Genomic DNA, 19,341 nt, shown 5'->3' on the forward strand with positions numbered 1-19,341 from the left:
AAGGCCTTGCTAGCCTGAGCTTCGTGTGTGAACGGCCACATCCCGACGAGCACGCTCGAGGCGGTGCTTTATGGCCTCCGTAAGAGCGCAAAGGGATTTGAAAGCAACTTTGTGAGCGACAGGAACTTTATGAGCGACAGGAAGGAGCTTTGTGAGCAACAAGGAGGAGCGCTTTATGGCTAAGGGGAGGGTCGCCCGGGTGAAGGCTGCTTTCAGTACGGGGGCACCGCGCAGGCCGAGGGTTACAGCTGGCTTGCTGACGCTGCTCTGCCTGCTCGTCCTGCTGGCGGCTTGTAACCGCAACGCGCCTCCTGTAGACGAGGACGAGCTTGCCGGCTTGGCCAGCCGGGTGGTGAGCTTCAGCCTCATCGACGCCGAGACCGGCCAGCCGCTTGCCGGTTACGACCCGCTGAAGGACGCTGCCGTGCTCGACTTGGCAGCCCTGCCGACGAGGAAGCTGACCATCCGCGCCAACACCGACCCGCAGACGGTCGGCAGCGTGCGCTTCGGGCTCAACGGCGCCTACAAGACGGCGAACGTGGCGCCCTATCTGCTGGCAGGCGAACGTGTGGCAGGCGAACGTGTGGGAGACCGCCAGCCCTGGACGCCCGCGGTGGGAGACTACCGCCTGACGGCCACACCCTATACCCGCCCCGACACGGTAGGCACCCTGGGCACTGCCTTGAGCATCGCCTTTCGCGTCAGCGACCCTGCCCGGGCGCCCGAGCCGCAGCCTCATGGGGTGACCTTTCCCTTCGACGACCCCGCCGTCTTCTACAGCCCCTACAACTGGCGTGACGGCGGCGGCTTCGCGGAGTCGAATACGCCCGGCGCCTACCTCAAGGCGGGCTTTTCGGGAGCTTCCCTCAAGCTCAACGTGGACGTGTCGCAGCTTGCGGGCGAGGCGGCCGGCAACTACCCCAGCCTGCGCGCGGTGATCGACGGGGTGGCCTCGGATCACAGCCTTGGCGCCGGGCAGACCCAGGTCACGCTGGCGAGCGGACTCAGCGGCGGCGACCACAGCCTCGAGCTGCACTTCGTCAACGTCAGGGACAGGGTGGACCGCTGGTTCACGCCCAAGAACGCGCTGCGCATAGGCGGCTTCGAGCTCGCGAGCGGCGCGCGGCTGAGCCCCGCTCCCCTGCGGCCCAAGCGGCTGCTCGTCTTCGGCGACTCCATCACCGAAGGGCGCCTCATCGGCGACGACGAGACCCACGACGCCACCCTGACCTATATTCAGGGAACGGCCGCCGACCTGGACGCCGAAGTGTCCATCGTCGCCTTTGGCGGTCAGGGCTACCGCGCGGGGGGCATCGGCAACGTGCCCGCCTTTTCGGTCGCCTCCAGCCATTACCTGGCGCAGTCGGACCTGTCACTCCTGCCGCAGCCGGACTACATCCTGATCGCTCACGGCCGCAACGACCTCAAGGAGAGCGACCGCGTGATCGCGGGCGAGGTCAAGGCCACGCTGGACAGGCTGCGGAGCATGGCGCCCGAGGCGGCGCTCTTGGTGATGGTGCCCTTCGCCGGCACCAAGCGCGCGGCCATCACCGGGGGCTTTGAGGGCTATCAGACCAGCGCCGACGCCAAGGCCTATCTGATCGACCTCGGCAGCGAGGGCGAGGCGATTCTCGCCAGCCATAGCCACGACGGCACCCACCCCGACGAGACGGGGCACCGTCTCTTGGCTGGCGCCTTGACCGCGGCGATTCGCGCCAGCATCAGCGCGCCGGCGAGAGCGTTCAACAGCCTCGCCTGGACCGAGAGGAAAGCCTCACCGCGCGGAGTGACGGAGGCGCAGGGAGCGGTGGTGGACGGCCGGCTCTACGTGTTTGGCGGCTACACCTCCTGGTTTCCCTTTTGCACCACCACCGAGGCGAGAGTCTACGACCCCGCCGACGACACCTGGACCAGGCTCGCCGCCATGCCCGAGCCGTGGAGCCACGGCGGCACGGCGGTCGACGGGCGCACCATCTACCTTGCCGGCAGCTACCTGAACGAGCCCAACTGCACCCTGGCCGAAGTGGCCACGACCACCGTCTACAGCTACGACGTGGGCGGCGACCGCTGGCACGACGACCTGCCGCCCCTGCCCCAGCCTCGCGGCTCGGGTGGCTTCGTGCGCTTGGGCCGCAACCTGCATTTTTTTGGGGGCACGGACACGGCTAGAGTGGACAAGGGCGACCACTGGGTGTTATCGCTGGACGATCCCACGGCCTGGACGGCGGCGGCGCCTCTGCCCAACCCGCGCAGCCACATGGGCGCGACGGTCCTGAACGGCAAGATCTACGCGGTCGGTGGTCAGCATAGCTACGAGGAGAAGGCGTCGATGCAGCGCTCGGTCCATGTCTACGATCCTACCAGCGACCTCTGGACGGAGCTGGCGCCCCTGCCCGCGCCTCTGTCGCACACCTCCGCCTCGACCTTCGTGTTGGACGGGCGCATCGTAGTGGCAGGCGGCGAGCGCAGTCATGATAAGCCGGTCGCCGAGGTGCTGGCCTACGACCCGGCCAAAGACGAGTGGAGAGCGCTGAGCCCGCTGCCCGCCGAGCGCCGGGCGGGGGTGGCAGGCGTCGTCGGTGGCAAGGTCGTCTATTCGGGCGGCCACAACTTCTCCGCGCAGACCTACCTGGCTACGCCCGCCGAGTGAAGGGCTGCAGCGGTGGTGTCGCGGCGCGCGGGAGGTCGTGAGCAGTGTGGGCACGGGTTAGAGTTGTTTGCAAAGAGGAATTGGCGGCTTCCTCCCGCCCCCTGCTCGTCGCCTCCTGCTAAGGTCTTGGACGACGGTCCGCTCCGAAACCGCGAGAACATTTAGCTCGCTCTCAAAAACATCTGTTCTAATGGAGCGATGGAACCTTCATTCGCGGCTCGAGTCCTGCTTGCTCTCCTCTTCGGCCTCGGTACCTCCGCGCTCGCGCAGGCCGAGGCTATCTTTCCCCTGGCCGAAGTCGCCCCGGGCCAGCAAGGACATGGCCTCACCGCCGGGCCGGGTAACGTGCTCGAGCGCTTTTCGGTCGAGATCTTGGCCGTTCAAGACGACATGGGCCCGGGCTTTCCGCTGATCCTGATCCGCACGGGCGGCGACTTTATCGAGCGCGCCGGCGGGGTAGCGGCGGGCATGAGCGGCAGCCCCATCTACATAGCGGGGCGCCTCCTGGGCGCGCTCGCTTACGCCTTTCCGCAGAGCGACCACCGCCTGGCCCTGGTCACCCCCGCCGAGATCATCGTGGCGACCGATCCGAGCGCCGCGCTGCCCCAACCAGGCTCGCAGGAGGTCATGCGCGAGGTCATGCGCGAGGTCGTGTACGAGGGCGAGAGCTTAGGACCCGCCGCCGCCGTGCGCACACCCGTCTTGGTGACGGGCCTGAGCGCGCGAGCGGCCGAGGAGCTCCAAAGACTCTTTGAGGGCGGCCTCTTCAGGGGCGACATCCTGCCGCTCCAGGCCGGGCGCATGAGCGCGCAGGGCGACGAGGATTATCACGTGGAGCCCGGCAGCGCCGTGTCGGTGCAGCTCGTGCGCGGCGACGTCAGCTTGGCGGCCGTCGGTACCGTCACCCGGGTGGACGACGCGCGGGTCTGGGCCTTTGGGCACCCGCTGGTCGAGCGCGGCGCGGTGAGTTTCGCGCTCTCCCCCGCCTACATCTCCCACATCGTGCCCAGCTCGAGCCTGCCCTTTAAGCTCGCCAACAGCGGCCGCCGCCTCCTGGGCGTGATCAACCAGGACAGGCCACACGGCGTCAGCGGCGTGCTCGGCAGAACGCCGGTCTTCATCCCGGTGAGCCTGGTCTTTGACGGTCCCGAGGGCAGCAGCGAGAAGCAGTTCGAGGTCACCAGCGACGAGCGCTTCTACGCGCCGCTCGTCTTTGCGGCCAGCCTCCAGACCATCGACGAGGCCCTCGAGCAACTGGGCGACGGCACCGCCGAACTCGCCTGGGAGATCGCCTTGGCGGGCGGGCGGACGCTGCGCCTGCTCGAGCAGACCGCGGACAGCAGCGACATCGCCGCCAGCGCGGCCCTCTTGGCGGCGGCGCCGCTGGAGGTTCTGGCCGACAACGTCTTTGCAGCACCCGGGGTCAAGAGCATCAAGCTCACGGTCCGCTATGACCGCGAGAGGCGCGTCGCAAGCGTCGTCCGCGCGGTCGCCGAGAACGACACCCTGAGACCCGGCGACACCCTGCTCGCTCACGTGCGCCTCCAACCCTTCCGCGGCGAGGCTCGCCTCGAGACGGTGCGCGTGCCCATTCCCGAGGAGGCAGCGGGTCCCCTCGAGATCACCTTTCGCGGCGGCCTCGAGGCCAGCCCCGAGGAGGCCGCGGGGGGCGAGAACGCGCCGCTCACCTTTGGCGAGCTCATAGCGGCGCTGGAGGGGCGCGTGCAGGCCAGCGAGCTCGTAGCGGAGGCTTTTGTGAACGGCGACTACCGGCAACTGGCGCGGGTCCGGCTGCCCTTTTTAGTGGAGGGCTATGAGAGCCTGACCGTCCATGTCCTGGGCGCGGACGAGGAGGCCGAACCCCAGCCCGCGCCCGAGCCGGCCGAGGAGGAGAGGCTCCCGCTGCCGCCCCAAGCGCCCGAGCCCGAGCTCCCGCCGCCCCCCGCGCCCCTGCCCGACAGCCCGCGCGGAAGCCGCGGAGGCCGATAATGCGCCTGAGCGAGATCGCCGAGCGGCTGGGCGGCCGGCTCGAGGGTGAGGACGGCGAGGCACGCGGTCTGGCCGGCCCGCGGCAGCCCAGCGAGGCTTGCATCGTGGTGCTCGAGCGCTCGGCCGCGCTGGACGGACTCGAGCGCTCGGCCGCGCTGGTGGTGGCGGAAGACCTCGAGCTTCCCGGGCCTCCCGCCAGCCTGATCCGCGTCAGCGACCCCCGCCTGGCTCTCGCCCGCTTGAGCGCGCTCTTCGACTCGAGGCCGAGAACGCCGGCAGGCATTCATGGCTCGGCCTCGGTTCATCCCTCGGCCCGCCTGGGCGAGGACGTGGCGGTGGGCGCACAGGCTGTGCTGGAAGAGGGCGTGGTCGTCGGCAACGGTGCCGAGATCGGCGCGGGCTGTTTTTTGGGCGCGGGCGTGGTCGTCGGCGCGGCAACGCGGCTGCACGCGGGCGTCACCATTTGTGACGGCGTCAGGCTGGGCGAGCGCGTGCTCGTCCACAGCGGTGCGGTCGTCGGCGCGGACGGCTTCGGCTTCGTGCGCGGCCCGGAGGGCGCCGTCAAGATCCACCACCTGGGCGGCGTCGAGATCGGCGATGACGTCGAGATCGGCGCGAACAGCTGCATCGACCGCGGCACCCTGGGGAGCACGCGCATCGGGCCGCGCACCAAGATCGACAACCTGGTGCAGATCGCTCACAACGTCCAGATCGGTGCGGACTGCCTCATCGCCGGCCACTCGGGCGTCGCCGGCAGCTCGGTCTTGGAGGACGGCGTCGTCCTGGGCGGCGGCGTCAGCGTCACCGACCACGTCCGCATCGGCCGGAGCGCCCGCTTGGCGGGCCGCAGCGGCGTGACCAAGAGCGTGCCGCCCGGCGAGACCTGGGCGGGCTTTCCCGCTCAGCCGCAGCGCAAGTGGGTGCGGCAACTCTACCTCCTCGGCCGCTTGGGCGAAATCTGGGATATGCTGAAGGAAGAGTGGCGAACGAAGTCATAATCAGCGGCAGGGCGCTTCACAGCGGCCTTATGAGCCACGTTCGCTTGCATCCCGCCGAAGGCGGGGTGCGGTTTTTTTTAGAGGGCAAGACCGTGATCGCGCGCCTGGACCACGTTACCGACACTCACCGCTGCACCGTCCTCGGCGCGGAGGGGGTCAAGGTGGCACTCGTCGAGCACCTGCTCGCGGCGCTGCACATCCGCGGCTGGTGGCGGGGCTTGGTGATCGAGCTGAGCGCGGCCGAACTGCCCATCTTGGACGGCTCGGCGCAGGAATGGTTGGCGGCCTTGGACCTCTTGGGCAGCCCGCCGCCGCCGCCGCCGCCGCTCCAGGTCGCCCGCCCCTGGCGGCGCGCCTACGGCAGCTCTCGCGTGAGCGTGACGCCCGGCGCGCGGCGGCTCTGCTGCCACATCGCCTTCGACCACCCCGCCATCGGCGAACAACGCTGGTGCGGCGGTCCGGAGGGCTTCACCGCACTGGCCGGAGCGCGCACCTTCGGCTTTCTGAGCGAGCTCGAGTCGCTCCGGGCTCGAGGCCTGGCCGGCGCCGCCGGCTTGAGCAATGTAGCCGTCTTCGCTGAAGAGGCACCCCTTGCGCCCTTACGATTTGCTGACGAGCCTGTCCGTCATAAGGCCTTGGACGCGCTTGGTGACTTTTTCTTGCTGGGCAGGCCGCTTCAGGCCGCCTTGCGCATCAGCAGGGGATCGCACCGGGTCCACAGTCAGACCATGCGCGACATGATAGCCTGCGGGCTGGTGAACGGAGCGCACCTTTGAAACGTCTCAAGGTCGCCGTTGTCGGCTTCGGCGTGATGGGCAAATACCACGCCAACGTCTACGCTGCTCTGCCCCACACCGACCTCGTCGCGGTCGTCGATCCCGACCCCTTGCGCTGCCTCGAGGCCGAGACGACCTATGCGGTTCGCTCCTTCTGCCATGCCTGTGCCATGTTGGAGAGCTTCAGGCCCGACGCCGTCAGCATCGCCGCCCCCACCTCCTGCCACTACGAGCTGACCAAACGCTTTTTGGAGGCGGGCGTTCACGTCCTCGTCGAGAAGCCCGTCGCCACCGAGGTGATGCAGGCGCAAAAGCTCGCCCACATGAGCCGCCGGCGCGGCCTCGTCTTGCAAGTCGGCCACATCACCCGCTTCTACCGCTCGGTGCAGCTCCTGCGCGAGCGCATCCGCGAGCCCTACCTGATCGAGGCGCGGCGGCTCACGCCCCACGCCCGCATCAAGGACGTCGGCGCGATTTTGGACCTGATGATCCACGACATCGACATCCTCTTGAGCCTGGTGCAGAGCGACATCCAGGAGGTCACGGTGGCCGGGCAGATCTTGAACGGCAGCCTCTTTGAAGACGTGGCCGCCGCGCAGATCGTCTTCGCCAACGGCTGCATCGCCCGGCTGCTGGCCAGCCGGGTGGCGCCCAACGCCGAGCGCTCCCTGGTGGTCGCCGAGGCCAAGCAGACCATCCGGCTCGACTTCGGCAAGGACCCCTACGCCGAGATCGCCGTCTACCGGCCCGTCGCCGACGGGACCGGCAGCAACCACGTCCAGGTCGACCGCATCGAGGTGCGCGAGGACAACCCGCTCAGAACCGAGCTCGAGCACTTCACCGCGCGCATCCGCGGCGCGGAGGCGCCCATCGGCACCTTGGAGGACGACCTGCGCTCCTTGCAACTAGCCACCCGGCTGATCGCGCAGCTCAAGGCCAAGTGCCGGGTCGAGCTGAGTTATTAGAGAGCTACGGCAGGAACAACCGCCCCTGCCGTAATGGACGAGACCACGCGAACAAGCACCAGGCACACCGGCATCACGGCCAGGCTCATCATCGCCCGCAAGCCCGTCCACAACAAGGCGGCCTAAAACCTTGAGCCGGTAGGTCGGGTTTGGATTCAGCTCGAGGCCTCGCTGTCCTTCGCCGCTGTCCTTCGCGGCGCACGATAGCGAGCTGGCTCCTTGACCCGCGCCGGACTCGAGCCTAGGCTGGTGAGGTGAGCCCAGCGTTACCGGCCCCCACCCACGACCTCACCCACGACCTCGACGCGCTTGGCCACATCCTGCGCGGCCGCCGCGTCCTGGTCTTGAGCGGCGCGGGCATCAGCACCGACTCGGGCATCCCCGACTACCGCGGGCCCAAAAGCCTACAAAGGCCGCACAGACCCATGCTCTACGGGCAGTTCGTCGGCAGCGAGGAGGCCAGGCGGCGCTACTGGGCGCGCAGCCTGGTCGGCTGGCTTCGCATTCACCAGGCCAAACCCAACGGCGGCCACCGCGCGCTCGCCCGGCTCGAGCAGGGCGGCGCCATCAGCGGGCTAATCACCCAGAACGTCGACGGCCTGCACCAGGCCGCCGGCAGCCGCAGCGTGCTCGAGCTGCACGGCAGCCTGGCGCTGGTTCGCTGCCTGCGGTGCGGCACGCCGGAGTCGCGGCGGACGCTGCAAGGGCGGATGCAGGAGCTGAACCCCCGTTTTCACGCAGCGCAGGTAGCAATGGCGCCGGACGGCGACGCGGAGCTCCCGCAAGCGCTCATCGACGGCTTCAGGGTGCCGGCGTGCCGGCGCTGCGGGGGCGCGCTCAAGCCCGACGTGGTGTTCTTCGGCGAGAACGTGCCCAAGGCGCGCGTCGAGCGGGCCTACGGCATGTTGGGGCGCGCCGAGGTGCTGCTGGTCGTCGGCTCGTCGCTGACCGTATTTTCGGGCTACCGCTTCGTGGTGAGGGCTGCCAAGCAGCAAAAACCCATCGCCATCGTCAACCAGGGGCCGACCCGGGGCGACGCCGACGCCTCGCTCCGGGTGAGCGGCTGGCTCGGCGAGGTGTTGCCCCAGCTCGCGGAGGAACTCTGAGAAACGAGGAGACCCTGAACATCGGCGGCGAGGTCCTCACCGTCACCATCCCAGCGGGGGTCCAGAGCGGCAGCCGCATCCGCCTCGCGGGCAAGGGCAGCCCCGGCAGCCCGCCCGGCGACCTCTACTTGAGGGTGCGCCTCGCCGAGCATCCGGTCTTCCGGCTGGACGGCGACGATGTCCATATGACCGTGGACGTTCTCGCTCCCACGGCGGTGGTGGGCGGTACGGTGCGGGTGCCTAGCTTGGACGGTGCGGTCGAGCTCACCGTGCCGCCCAGGAGCCGCACCGGCAGGCGGCTCAGGCTGAGAGGCAAGGGCTGGCCCAAGCGGGGCGGCGGCCGGGGCGACGCCTACGCGGAACTGAGGATCACGGTGCCGGAGAGCCCCAGCCCGGAAGAGGAAAGGCTCTATCGGGAGCTCGCCAAGCTTGAGGAAGGGGTGCTGCGCTGATGCTGGTGCGAACGGGACGCTGTAGCCTGGCCACGCTCGAGCGCGAGGGGCTCGCGCGCGGCGCGGTGGCAGCCTATATCGAGATCGGCTTCGTCGAGGCCGAGTGCCTCGGGGAGGAGCTCTACTTCAGCCTGCGCGACGCTGAGCGGCTGTGTCGCGCCGAACGCATCCGCCGCGAGTTGGGCGCGAACCTGGTCGGGGCAGCGCTGGTGGTCGAGGTTCTGGAGCGCTTCGGAGCCTAACAGCATCCACAGTTCCGGACAGCACCCTTGGAAAGCTGCACGGGCTGGTTTAAGATAGTGGCGTAGCGGAGCGCAGACCGGAGGGTTGGCGCCGGGGCGGACGAAGGAGCGGTGGAGCAAAGTGGCGGAACGCGACGCAGCAACACTCAAAACCCTAGCCTTCATCGGCAACTATCTGCCGCGCCAGTGCGGGATCGCCACCTTTACCACCCATCTCTGCGAGGCGGTCGCCGGCGCCTTTCCCCAGCTGCAGCTCATGGCCCTGCCGATGAACGACAGCGAGGCGGGCTACGCCTATCCCGAGCCCGTCCGCTTCGAGGTCCAGCAGAACGAGCTGGCGTCATACCGCTCGGCCGCCGACTTCCTCAACATCAACAATGTCGATCTGGTCTGTTTGCAACACGAGTACGGCATCTTCGGCGGTTCCGCCGGGAGCCACGTGCTGGCCCTGCTGCGCGAGTTGCGAACGCCGATCGTGACCACGCTGCACACGGTCTTGGACAGGCCGAACCCGAGCCAGCACCGGGTGATGCTCGAGCTCGGCGCGCTCTCCGACCGGCTGGTGGTGATGAGCGAGCGCGGCCGGCAGTATCTGGAGACGGTCTACGGCTTTGCTGCGGACAAGATCGACCTGATCCCGCACGGCATTCCGGACATGCCTTTCATCGACCCCAGCTTCTACAAAGACCAGTTCGGCGTCGAAGGAAAGCTGGTGCTCCTCACCTTCGGCCTGCTCTCGGCCGCCAAGGGGATCGAGGAGGTGATCAAGGCGCTGCCGCGGATCACCGAGCGTTACCCCAACCTGATCTACCTCGTCTTGGGCGCGACCCACCCCCACGTCAAGCGCGCGGAAGGCGAGCTGTACCGGCTCGGCCTGCAGCGCCTGGCCGCAGCGCTCGGGGTCGAGGCGCACGTGAGCTTCTACAACCGCTTCGTGAGCGAGGCGGAGCTGCTGGAATTCATCGCCGCCGCGGATCTCTACATCACCCCCTATCTCAATCGGGAGCAGATCGTCTCCGGGACGCTTGCCTACGCGGCCGGGGCGGGCAAGGCCGTGATCTCGACACCCTACTGGTACGCCGAAGAGTTTCTCGCGGACGGTCGCGGGCGGCTGGTGCCCTTCCGCGACGCGCCAGCGATCGCGGCGGCGGTGCTCGAGCTCCTGGACAACGAGACGGAGCGTCACGCCATGCGCAAGCGCGCCTATCTGGCGGGTCGGGAGATGATCTGGTCTCAGGTGGCGCGGCGCTACCTGGAGAGCTTCGTGAGGGCGAAGGAGGCGCGGGCAGCGGCGCCCCGGCGCGTTTCGGCGACGAAGACCCTGGGCGAGCGCGCGGGCGAGCTGCCCCTCTTGAAGCTCGATCACCTGCACCGCATGACCGACGGCACCGGCCTGTTGCAACACGCCAAGTTCGCGGTGCCCAACTACGCCGAGGGCTACACCACCGACGACAACGCGCGGGCGCTGGTGCTGAGCGTCTACGCCTGGTCGCTCGGCCCGGACGACGCCCGGGAGGCCTATGACCTGGCGACGCGCTATCTGGCATTTCTCAACCACGCCTTCGAGCCCGCGTCCGGCCGCTTTCGCAACGTGATGAACTTCGAGCGCCGCTGGCTCGAGCTCGTCGGTTCGGACGACAGCCACGGGCGCGCCCTGTGGGGCCTGGGGACGGTGCTCGGCCGCCTCGCCGACGATGGGCTCCGCGGCCTCGCCGCCACGCTCTTCGACCGGGCGCTGCCGGCTGTCCTGAAGGTGACGAGCCCGCGGGCTTGGGCCTTCGCGCTGCTCGGGATGCACGGGTACCTCCGCGCCTTTCCCGGTGACAGCGCCGCCAAGCACGCCTGCGAGATGCTGGCGGGGCACCTGCTGACTGCCTACCGCCGCTGCGCCGGCGAGGACTGGCGCTGGTTCGAAGACATCCTGGCCTACAGCAATGCCAAGCTGCCTCACGCCCTGATCCTCGCCGGGAGGCAGCTCGGTGACAAGGAGATGCTGGCGCTAGGCCTCGAGACGCTCCGCTGGCTCGTGGCGGTGCAGCGCGACGAGGCCGGGCACTTCGTGCCGGTCGGCTCCAACGGCTTCTACCCGCGCGGCGAGGTGCGGGCGCGCTTCGATCAGCAGCCGGTAGAGGCGCATGCGACGGTTTCGGCCTGCCTCGAGGCCTACCGGGCGACGAACGAGAGGGTTTGGCTGGACGAGGCCAGGCGTGCCTTCGACTGGTTCTTAGGGCGCAACGACCTCGGCTTGCCTCTCTACGATCCGTTGACTGGCGGCTGCCGCGACGGCCTCCATCCGGACCGCGTCAACCAGAACCAGGGCGCCGAGGCCAGCCTGTCGTTCCTGCTCTCGCTCGCCGAGTTGCGCATGGCCGAACACGTGATCGACGCCCTGTCGGATGCCCTGCCGGAAGCCTCCCCGGCCGTCGGGGAGCGGCCCGACGCGGCTTGAGGTAAAGGATGCGCGTCGCCATGCTCGCGCCCATCGCCTGGCGCGTCCCGCCCCGCCACTACGGCCCCTGGGAGCGCGTGGTCTCGCTCCTCACCGAGGGGCTGGTGGCGCGCGGCGTAGACGTGACGCTTTTCGCCACCGCCGACTCGCTTACGGCAGCGAAGCTCGTCGCGGTGTGCCCGCGGCCCTACCAGGAGGACCCGGGGATCGACGCCAAGGTCTACGAGTGCCTGCACGTCGCCGAGGTCTTCGAGCGCGCGGGCGACTTCGAGCTGATCCACAACCACTTCGACTTCCTGCCGCTCAGCTACAGCGGCCTCGTCGACACGCCCGTGCTGACGACCATCCACGGCTTTTCCTCCGAGCGCATCCTGCCCGTCTACCGGAAGTACCAGCGCCGCGGCTTCTACACGTCGATCAGCCAGGCCGACCGCCACCCGGCGCTCGACTATCTCGCCACGGTCTACCACGGCATCGACCTTGCCGAGTTCACGCTCCGCGAGGCGGCGGGCGACTACCTGCTCTTTTTCGGGCGCATCCACCCGGATAAGGGGGTGGCGGAGGCGATCAGACTGGCCCGGCGGACGGGACGCCCGCTCAAGCTGGCCGGCATCGTCCACGACCGCACGTACTTCGAGCGCGAGGTGGCGCCCGCACTCGGCGACGGGGTGAGCTACCTCGGCTCGGTGGGTCCCGCCGAGCGCGACGCTCTCCTGGGCGGGGCCTACGCGCTCGTGCACCTGGTGAACTTCGACGAGCCCTTCGGTCTCAGCATGGTCGAGGCGATGGCCTGCGGCACCCCGGTGATCGCGCGCCGCCGCGGGGCGATCCCCGAGGTCGTGGCCCACGGTGAGAGCGGCTTCGTGGTCGAGACGCTCGCCGAGGCCGCCGCGGCGCTCGAGGCGGTGGCAGATCTCGACCGCGCGCGGGTCCGCGCCTACGCGGCCACGCGGTTCAGCCAGGCACGCATGGTCGAGGCGTATCTCGAGCTCTACCACAAGGTGACCGAAGGGTACACAATAGGGCGAGGGCATGTCAGCTAGCGGTGTCGGAGACTAGCAGCATCAACAGAGGTCATGGAGGGTGCTATGGAGAAAACGTTCAAGCCAAAGCCCGTTGTCAAGAGCCCACCCGAGAAGCCGATCGGGGGCAGCCACCCGATTCTCTTCCAGCGCTATCCGCACAACCCCATCCTGACGGCCTCCGACTGGCCCTATCCCGTAAACACCGTCTTCAACGCCGGGGCGACGCGCCTCAAGGACGGCACTACCTTGCTCCTCTGCCGCGTCGAGGACCGCACCGGGCTGTCGCACCTCGGGGTGGCGCGCTCCCCGAACGGCGTCGACGGCTGGGAGATCGACCCCGAGCCGACCCTCTTGCCCGCGCCGAAGGATCACCCGGAGGAGAGCTGGGGCATCGAGGACCCCCGCATCACCTTCGTGCCGGAGCTCGACCAGTACGTCATCGCCTACACCTCGTACTCGCGGGGCGGCCCGGGTGTCTCGCTGGCGCTCACCGAGGACTTTAGACGCTTCGAGCGCCTGGGGCTCATCATGTCTCCCGAGGACAAGGACGCGGCGCTCTTCCCGCAGCGCATCGGCGGGCGCTGGGTCTTGATCCACCGCCCGATGACGCCGCTGGGCGCGCACATGTGGCTCTCCTACTCGCCGGACCTGCATCACTGGGGGCACCACGAGCTGATGCTCGAGGCCCGGCGCGGCGCCTGGTGGGACGCGCACAAGATCGGCCTGTCGCCGCCCCCGATCGAGACATCCGCAGGCTGGCTCGTCATCTATCACGGGGTCCGCGCCACCACCTCGAGTAGCCTCTACCGGCTCGGCCTGGCGCTCTTCGACCTCGAGCACCCGGAGCGCTGCCTAAAGCGCGGTGACCGCTGGGTGTTCGGCGCCGAGGAGAGCTACGAGCGCGAGGGGGACGTGAGCAATGTGGTCTTTCCCTGTGGCTTCACCGTCGGGGACGACGGCGACACGCTGAACCTCTACTACGGCGGGGCGGATACCTGCGTCGCGCTGGCCACAAGCAGCGTCCAGGCGCTGTTGGGCTGGCTCGACCAGCACGGGGTGCCGCCGCGGCTCGGGGTCGAGTAGTGGCGAGCTCGCTCTGGTAGAGGTCGAGCTCTGGCTGCAGCTGGGGCTCCAGTCGAGCGGGTAGAAGGCGATTGAGGTAGACTTCGCTCATGAAGACCGTGGATATCCGCGCCATCTTGCCTCACCGTTACCCCTTTTTGCTGGTGGACAAGTTCGTCTCGCAAGAGGGCGACGGCTTTGAATGCCTCAAGAACGTGAGCGCGGGCGAGCCCTTTTTCCAGGGCCACTTTCCAGGCGAGCCCGTCATGCCCGGAGTGCTCATCGTCGAGGCGCTGGCGCAGGCGGCGGCGGTGGGGTTGGCGGTGCGCGAGGGCTTGCAGGAGCGCGGGCCGGGTTACTTTGCCGCCATCGAGAGCGCCAAATTCAAACGCAAGGTGGTTCCCGGCGACGCGCTCAGGCTCACCGGCACCATCTTGATGTTCCGGCGCGGCCTCTGCAAGGTCGAGGCGAGGGCGCTAGTGGAGAGCGACGTCGCGGCCGAGGCCACGCTCTCCTTTATCTTCACGAAGTAGGCGTGGTGGCCTCGAGCGCAACCGTCCACCCGACCGCGGTCGTGCACGGTGACGCTGTTTTGGAGAATGGCGTCGTCGTCGGACCCTTCGTGGTGATAGGGGCGGACGTGCGGGTGGGCGCGGGGACGGCGCTCCTGCCGGGCACCGTCTTGCACAGCGGCAGCCGCGTCGGACGGAACTGCCGCCTGGGGCCTTACGCCACCGTGAGCGGCGAGCCGATGGACCTGCGCTTTGGAGGCGAGCCAAGCTGCGCGGTCTTGGAAGACGAGGTCGTGATGCGCGACTTTTCAAGCGTCCACCGCGCCAGCGGTGAAGGCGAGGCGACGAGAGTGGGCAGGGGAAGCCTGCTGATGAGTTACAGCCACGTCTCCCACAACGTCAGCGTCGGCCGGGGCTGCGTCTTGACCACCAGCGTGCAGCTGGGCGGTCACAGCCAGGTGGGCGACCACGCCAACCTGGGCGCGGGCGCGCTGCTGCACCAGTTCTGCCGCGTCGGCACCTGCGCCATGTACGGCGCGGGCAGCGCCAGCAACCAGGACATCCTGCCCTACAGCATGGCCCGCGGCAACCCCGCCAAACACTACCGGCTCAACCGGGTGGGCCTCGAGCGCCGCGGCCTCACGGTCGAAGCGTATGGGATGCTCGAGCGCGCGATTCGCGCCGCGCGGCGGCGGGACTGGGAGACAGTCGCCGACCTCGCCCAAGAGAGCGACGAGGTGCGCGAGATGCTCCGCTTCAAGGAGGCGTCCAAGCGCGGTATCTGCGGCTTCGTCTGACTCCACCCACCACTCACCAACCACCCTTTGGAGGAGCCAAACCATCGAAGCAGTCCTGGTCAGCAACGGTCCCGGCGAGCTCTATACCTGGGTGCAGCCCGTCCTGCGCGAGCTGCGCAGGAGGCGGCCGGACATGACACTCACCGTCTCGCTCATCCCCTGCCAGTTCGCCAGCGGCAACGAGGCAGAGATCGCTCGTGACTTCGGCGCCGACGCGGTGACCACCCCCGCCGACTTCCTGCGCTTCGTCGCCACCGGGCGCAAGCCGGAAACCCGGCAGCGCGTCTGGAGGGGCCCTCAGGGCTTCGTCCTCAGCATGGGCGGCAACACCGGCCTGGCCCTCAAGCTGGCCCACAGGCTCGGCTACCCCGGCTACCGCTACGCCTTCAACCCCTACTGGCACCGGCGCCTGCGGCGCCTCTTCGTGGCCGACGCTAGGGCCGCCAAGCGCTCGAGGCTCCTTGGAGCGCCCGCGCACCGCGTCGAGGTCGTCGGCAACCTCGTCGCCGACGCCGCCCAGAACGCCGAGCGCGCGCCCCGCCCCGGCCGGCCCCACATCGTGGTGATGACCGGCAGCAGGAACAGCATGGCCGTCCACCTCATCCCCTTCATGCTGGCGGTGGTCGAAAGGTTGGGCGCGCAGTTTCCCGAGGCGCGCTTCGTCTGGCCCGTGAGCCGCCTCTTGAGCGACGAATCGGTGACGGCGGGCATCGCCGGGCGGGACAAGGCGACGCTCGGCGGCGTGGCGGGCAGGCGCGACGGGAACCTCGTCACCACGCCCTCGGGCTACGCCGTCGAGATCATCGCCGAGGGGGAGCGCTACGCCCACATGCGCGCCGCCGACCTGGCCCTGACGATTCCCGGCACCAACACCTTGGAGCTGGGCGTCGCCGGGGTGCCCAGCGTGGTGGTTCTGCCACTCAACAAGCCCGAGGTCATCCCGCTCGAGGGCCCCGGCCACTGGCTCTCGCTCATCCCCTTGGTCGGCACCGCCCTGAAGCGCCAGGCGGTCCTCCTGGCCGCGCCGCGCTTTCCGGTCGCCTTGCCCAACCACATCAGCGGCGAGGATCTGATGCTCGAGATCAAGGGCAAGGTCAGCGCCGAGGGGGTCGCCGCGGGCATGCGCACGCTGCTCGAAGACCCCGAGGAGCTCGCCCGCCGCCGCGAGCGCCTGCGCGCGACCATGCCCCGGCCGGGGGCTGCCAAGGCGCTGGTCGCCCGCATCCTCGAGGACCTGGAGGAAGACGCAAGGGCGTGAGCGCCAACCCCCCCCTCCCTCCTCCTGCCCCTCATCCCCTGGGCCGTCCTCGGCGGGCTGGCGGCGGGGCTCAATGCCCTCTTGCGCGTGGCGGTGGCGCCCCTTTTCATCCAGCCCGTCTTTGACCGGGTCCTCTCCGGCGGCGAGCTGTCGGCCCTGCCGGGGGTGCTGGCGGTGGGCGGCCTCATCGTCACCCTGGGTTCCGCCGCTCTCTGGGCGCAGGACGCCTGGCTCGGGCGCGCGGCCGCGCTCGTCGCGGCGGGCTGGCGCGAGGCCGTCTACGCGCGCCTGCTGGGGCGCCAGCCCGGCCGGCTGGGCGGCAGCAGCGGCGGCCTGGCGAGCCGCATCCTCACCGACCTGCGCGACATAGAGACCTACCTTCAGTTCGGCCTGGGCACCCTGGTCGCCGAGTCGCTCACCCTCTTGGGCATCGTCTTTGTCCTTTTCTACACCAACGCTACCGCCACCCTCTACCTCCTCGTCATGGCCCTGCCGCTCGCTCTGGGCCTGTGGCTGGCGGGGCGGCAGGTGACCAGGAGCGCCCGCGAGGCCCAGGAACAGACCGAGGAGGTCGGCGCTCACCTCCAGGAGGGGCTCAAGGGGCTCGAGGTCGCCCGCGCCTTTGGCCTGACGGGTTTCCTCTTGTCGCGCCTGGGCGGCGCCAACCGCGCCACCGCCAGGGCCCAGTCGCGCCGGGCGCTGTGGGCGGGCTTGCAGACGCCGCTCGCCCAGATTCTGGGCTTCGCCGCCGCCTCTGCGCTGCTGGTCATCTTGGCGCGCAGCCGGGCGGCGGGCGAGATGAGCTTAGGCGAGGTCAGCGCCTACATCACGCTCCTGGCGCTCATCGCCACGCCCGCGCAGCTCCTGCCCAAGGGCTACGCCCTGCTGCAAGGCGCCAAGGCCGCCAAGGTCCGGCTGCACGCGCTCTACAGGCTGCCCCAGGAGCCCGTGGCCACGGCCACCCTTCGCTCCGGGCGGGCGCGGGGGGCCGGGAGCCTCCGCCTCGAGGGCGTCTCCTTCGCCCACCCCGGCGGCCCCGCCCTGCTGGACAAGGTAAGTGCCGACTGGCAGGGGCCCGGGCTCGTCGCCCTCAGCGGCGAGAGCGGGAGCGGCAAGAGCAGCCTGCTCAGGCTCCTGCTCGGCTTTCTGGAGCCGGACGGCGGCCGCATCCTCCTGGACGGCCGGCCGCTGGGGGCCTACGCCGAGGCCGAGTTGCGCCGGCGCGTCGCCTACGTGCCCCAGGACAACCTCCTCTTTCGCGGCAGCCTGCGCGACAACCTGCTTCTGGGCCGCGCCTACAGCGAGGCGCGGCTTCTGGAGGTCTTGCGGGCGGTCAGGCTCCTGGAGGCGGTGAGGGACTTGGGCGGCCTCGACTACCGCCTCAGCGAGGACGGCGCGGGCTTCTCGGGCGGCCAGCGGCAGCGCCTGGCGGCCGCCCGCGCCCTGCTCGCGGAGCCCGAGGTCCTGCTCTTGGACGAACCCAGCGCCAACCTGGACGAGGCGAGCGAGCGCGCCCTGGTGGCAACGCTGCTCGAGCAGTCGCGGCGGCGGCTGGTCATCGTGGTGGCGCACCGCCCGGCGCTCCTGGGGGCGGCGGACGAGGTCTACGAGCTGACGGCGCAGGGCCGTCTGAGCCTCATAGCCCCCGAAGATGGGCTGACGCCACGCCGGCTCAGCCCTTAGAATAAGGACGGCACGACGATTCCATAGAGCGCGGCGACGCGCTCGAAAGCCGGTGAGAGCATGAACTTCGAACCCGCCACCCTAAACGACACCGAAGGCACGGCCATCGCCACCGTGGCGACCTCGCTCGTCGGCTCCAAGTCCATCCGCGGCACCTTCAAGGGCGACTTAGGGGCGCTCAAGGCCGCCGAGACGAGCGGCATGATCTATAAGGGGATGGTCGAGCAGGACGGGCGCCTCTACCGCGTGGAGGTGCCCGTCACCGTCAGCTTCGAGGAGGAAGAGATCGACACCGCGACCTTTCTCTCCTTGAGCGAGCCGACCGTCATGGAGCCCCTGTGACGCACCACGCTCGAGCACGAGCTTTCCTCTACCAGACCCTTGACAGGACGCGCAGGTTCTGGGGACGCGCTACTACTTGGACCGAGTAGGCGAAGGCGGCAGGCTGGTAGGCGAAGGCGGCAGGCTGACCCGCGAGACGGCCACCCTCACCCAGCGCTACTACCGCCGCTTCGAGCTCGAGCGCGCCCTGAGAGGGGCGGGCTTTATGCACTTGCAGTTCTACGGCAACTTCGAGCGGGAACGCTACCGGGCGAGCTCGAGCCAGCTCATCTGCTTAGCGCGCCCTAGAAGTGGTAGTTGAGGCCGAGCGCGAGCTTGGGAACAGGGACCAGGACCGGCCCAAACGCGATCCCCTGCGTGCTGATCCCCAAGAGGGCGAGCGAGGCGTCGGCTTCCAGAAAGAGGCCGACCTGGGCGTAGCGCAGTTCGAAGCCGCCGATGCCGCCCACGCCAAGGATGACGCCGCTCGGCGCGACGAGGAGCGCGAGCAGCCGGGGACCGCCGCCGCCATAGGCGACGAACGACAGCGAGGCGTCCAGTGGGGGTCTGGCGGTGTGGCCGAGCGCGTTCGCCCCCAGTTCGAAAAAGAGCGGCGGCGGCGACGGCGGCGCGTCGGGGCCGGGCATACCCAAAACGAGCGGCAGGTAGGCCAGGTCGAACCTGGCGTCGAGGCCTTCGCCCAGGAGGCCGCTGACGCCGAGGCCCGCCTGAACCCCGCTCAGCAAGATCCTCGAGGTGAGCGAGGCGCCAAACCACAGCCCCTCCTCGCCGTCGGGCGTCTCCGCGCTCGCCGCCGGAGCGAGAAGGATCAGCAGGGCCAACAAGGTTGTAGGGAGGCAAGGTGCTCTCATGGCATCATCATGCCACGTCTCGCCCCTCGAGGCGCCGACGTTTTCTGGATTCGGTGGGTTCAAGGGACCGCGGCGGTTCCAGGCCTTTTCGGCTGCGGCGCGCACGCGTGCCACAGCGGATTTCTTCGTCGGTAGGTCGAGATTGAGAGGCTAGATGCTGATTGATGAGGTGATGATTGATGAG

Annotated in this window: 18 protein-coding genes; 17 read left to right on the top strand and 1 reads right to left on the bottom strand. The window is 69.2% G+C overall.

What is annotated here, in order from left to right:
• Positions 1-253: 253 nt before the first annotated feature.
• From M3498_07750 to M3498_07830, 17 genes are all read left to right on the top strand, one after another.
• Positions 254-2,650, top strand: a complete 2,397-nt coding sequence (locus tag M3498_07750; GenBank protein MDQ3459175.1) for a GDSL-type esterase/lipase family protein — start codon at positions 254-256, stop codon at positions 2,648-2,650.
• Between the two features lie 198 nt (positions 2,651-2,848).
• Entirely contained in the window at positions 2,849-4,639 is a 1,791-nt protein-coding gene (locus tag M3498_07755) for a hypothetical protein (GenBank protein ID MDQ3459176.1), read from the top strand.
• A complete protein-coding gene (gene lpxD / locus M3498_07760; GenBank protein MDQ3459177.1) occupies positions 4,639-5,637 on the top strand; it encodes a UDP-3-O-(3-hydroxymyristoyl)glucosamine N-acyltransferase in 999 nt (332 codons plus the stop codon). The genes M3498_07755 and lpxD overlap by 1 nt, the downstream gene beginning before the upstream one ends.
• The gene (locus M3498_07765; protein ID MDQ3459178.1) at positions 5,619-6,413 is read left to right on the top strand and encodes a UDP-3-O-acyl-N-acetylglucosamine deacetylase; all 795 of its coding nucleotides are present in this window, start codon (positions 5,619-5,621) and stop codon (positions 6,411-6,413) included. Before lpxD ends, M3498_07765 begins: the two co-directional genes overlap by 19 nt.
• Complete coding sequence (locus M3498_07770) at positions 6,410-7,378, top strand: Gfo/Idh/MocA family oxidoreductase (protein ID MDQ3459179.1); 969 nt, start codon at positions 6,410-6,412, stop codon at positions 7,376-7,378. Before M3498_07765 ends, M3498_07770 begins: the two co-directional genes overlap by 4 nt.
• Positions 7,379-7,632: 254 nt before the next feature.
• Positions 7,633-8,484 carry an NAD-dependent protein deacetylase gene (locus M3498_07775; protein MDQ3459180.1) on the top strand — a complete coding sequence of 284 codons (852 nt, stop codon included), beginning with the start codon at positions 7,633-7,635 and terminating at the stop codon, positions 8,482-8,484.
• Between the two features lie 77 nt (positions 8,485-8,561).
• Positions 8,562-8,936, top strand: coding sequence for a hypothetical protein (locus tag M3498_07780; protein ID MDQ3459181.1), 375 nt, complete (start codon positions 8,562-8,564; stop codon positions 8,934-8,936).
• Positions 8,936-9,178: a chaperone modulator CbpM gene (locus M3498_07785; protein ID MDQ3459182.1), complete on the top strand. Its 243-nt coding sequence runs from the start codon at positions 8,936-8,938 to the stop codon at positions 9,176-9,178. The genes M3498_07780 and M3498_07785 overlap by 1 nt, the downstream gene beginning before the upstream one ends.
• Before the next feature lie 121 nt (positions 9,179-9,299).
• The gene (locus tag M3498_07790; GenBank protein MDQ3459183.1) at positions 9,300-11,627 is read left to right on the top strand and encodes a glycosyltransferase; all 2,328 of its coding nucleotides are present in this window, start codon (positions 9,300-9,302) and stop codon (positions 11,625-11,627) included.
• A gap of 8 nt (positions 11,628-11,635) precedes the next feature.
• Positions 11,636-12,670, top strand: coding sequence for a glycosyltransferase family 4 protein (locus M3498_07795; GenBank protein ID MDQ3459184.1), 1,035 nt, complete (start codon positions 11,636-11,638; stop codon positions 12,668-12,670).
• Between the two features lie 45 nt (positions 12,671-12,715).
• Positions 12,716-13,735, top strand: coding sequence for a glycosidase (locus M3498_07800; GenBank protein MDQ3459185.1), 1,020 nt, complete (start codon positions 12,716-12,718; stop codon positions 13,733-13,735).
• Positions 13,736-13,824: 89 nt separating this feature from the next.
• Positions 13,825-14,247 (top strand): 3-hydroxyacyl-ACP dehydratase FabZ, encoded by a 423-nt coding sequence (gene fabZ, locus M3498_07805; GenBank protein ID MDQ3459186.1) that lies wholly within the window; start codon positions 13,825-13,827, stop codon positions 14,245-14,247.
• A gap of 5 nt (positions 14,248-14,252) precedes the next feature.
• Positions 14,253-15,023, top strand: a complete 771-nt coding sequence (gene lpxA / locus M3498_07810) for an acyl-ACP--UDP-N-acetylglucosamine O-acyltransferase (GenBank protein ID MDQ3459187.1) — start codon at positions 14,253-14,255, stop codon at positions 15,021-15,023.
• A 133-nt stretch (positions 15,024-15,156) separates the two neighbouring features.
• The gene (locus tag M3498_07815) at positions 15,157-16,281 is read left to right on the top strand and encodes a sugar synthetase (protein ID MDQ3459188.1); all 1,125 of its coding nucleotides are present in this window, start codon (positions 15,157-15,159) and stop codon (positions 16,279-16,281) included.
• Between the two features lie 87 nt (positions 16,282-16,368).
• On the top strand, positions 16,369-17,964 hold the full coding sequence (locus M3498_07820; GenBank protein ID MDQ3459189.1) for an ABC transporter ATP-binding protein/permease: 1,596 nt from the start codon (positions 16,369-16,371) through the stop codon (positions 17,962-17,964).
• Between the two features lie 60 nt (positions 17,965-18,024).
• Complete coding sequence (locus tag M3498_07825; protein MDQ3459190.1) at positions 18,025-18,306, top strand: hypothetical protein; 282 nt, start codon at positions 18,025-18,027, stop codon at positions 18,304-18,306.
• 76 nt (positions 18,307-18,382) lie between these two features.
• Positions 18,383-18,607 carry a hypothetical protein gene (locus M3498_07830; protein ID MDQ3459191.1) on the top strand — a complete coding sequence of 75 codons (225 nt, stop codon included), beginning with the start codon at positions 18,383-18,385 and terminating at the stop codon, positions 18,605-18,607.
• Here the strand turns inward: M3498_07830 and M3498_07835 are convergent.
• A complete protein-coding gene (locus M3498_07835) occupies positions 18,591-19,157 on the bottom strand; it encodes a hypothetical protein (protein MDQ3459192.1) in 567 nt (188 codons plus the stop codon). The genes M3498_07830 and M3498_07835 overlap by 17 nt on opposite strands.
• Positions 19,158-19,341 lie beyond the last annotated feature (184 nt).

The organism is Deinococcota bacterium (genome assembly GCA_030858465.1).
Taxonomy (GTDB): domain Bacteria; phylum Deinococcota; class Deinococci; order Deinococcales; family Trueperaceae; genus JALZLY01.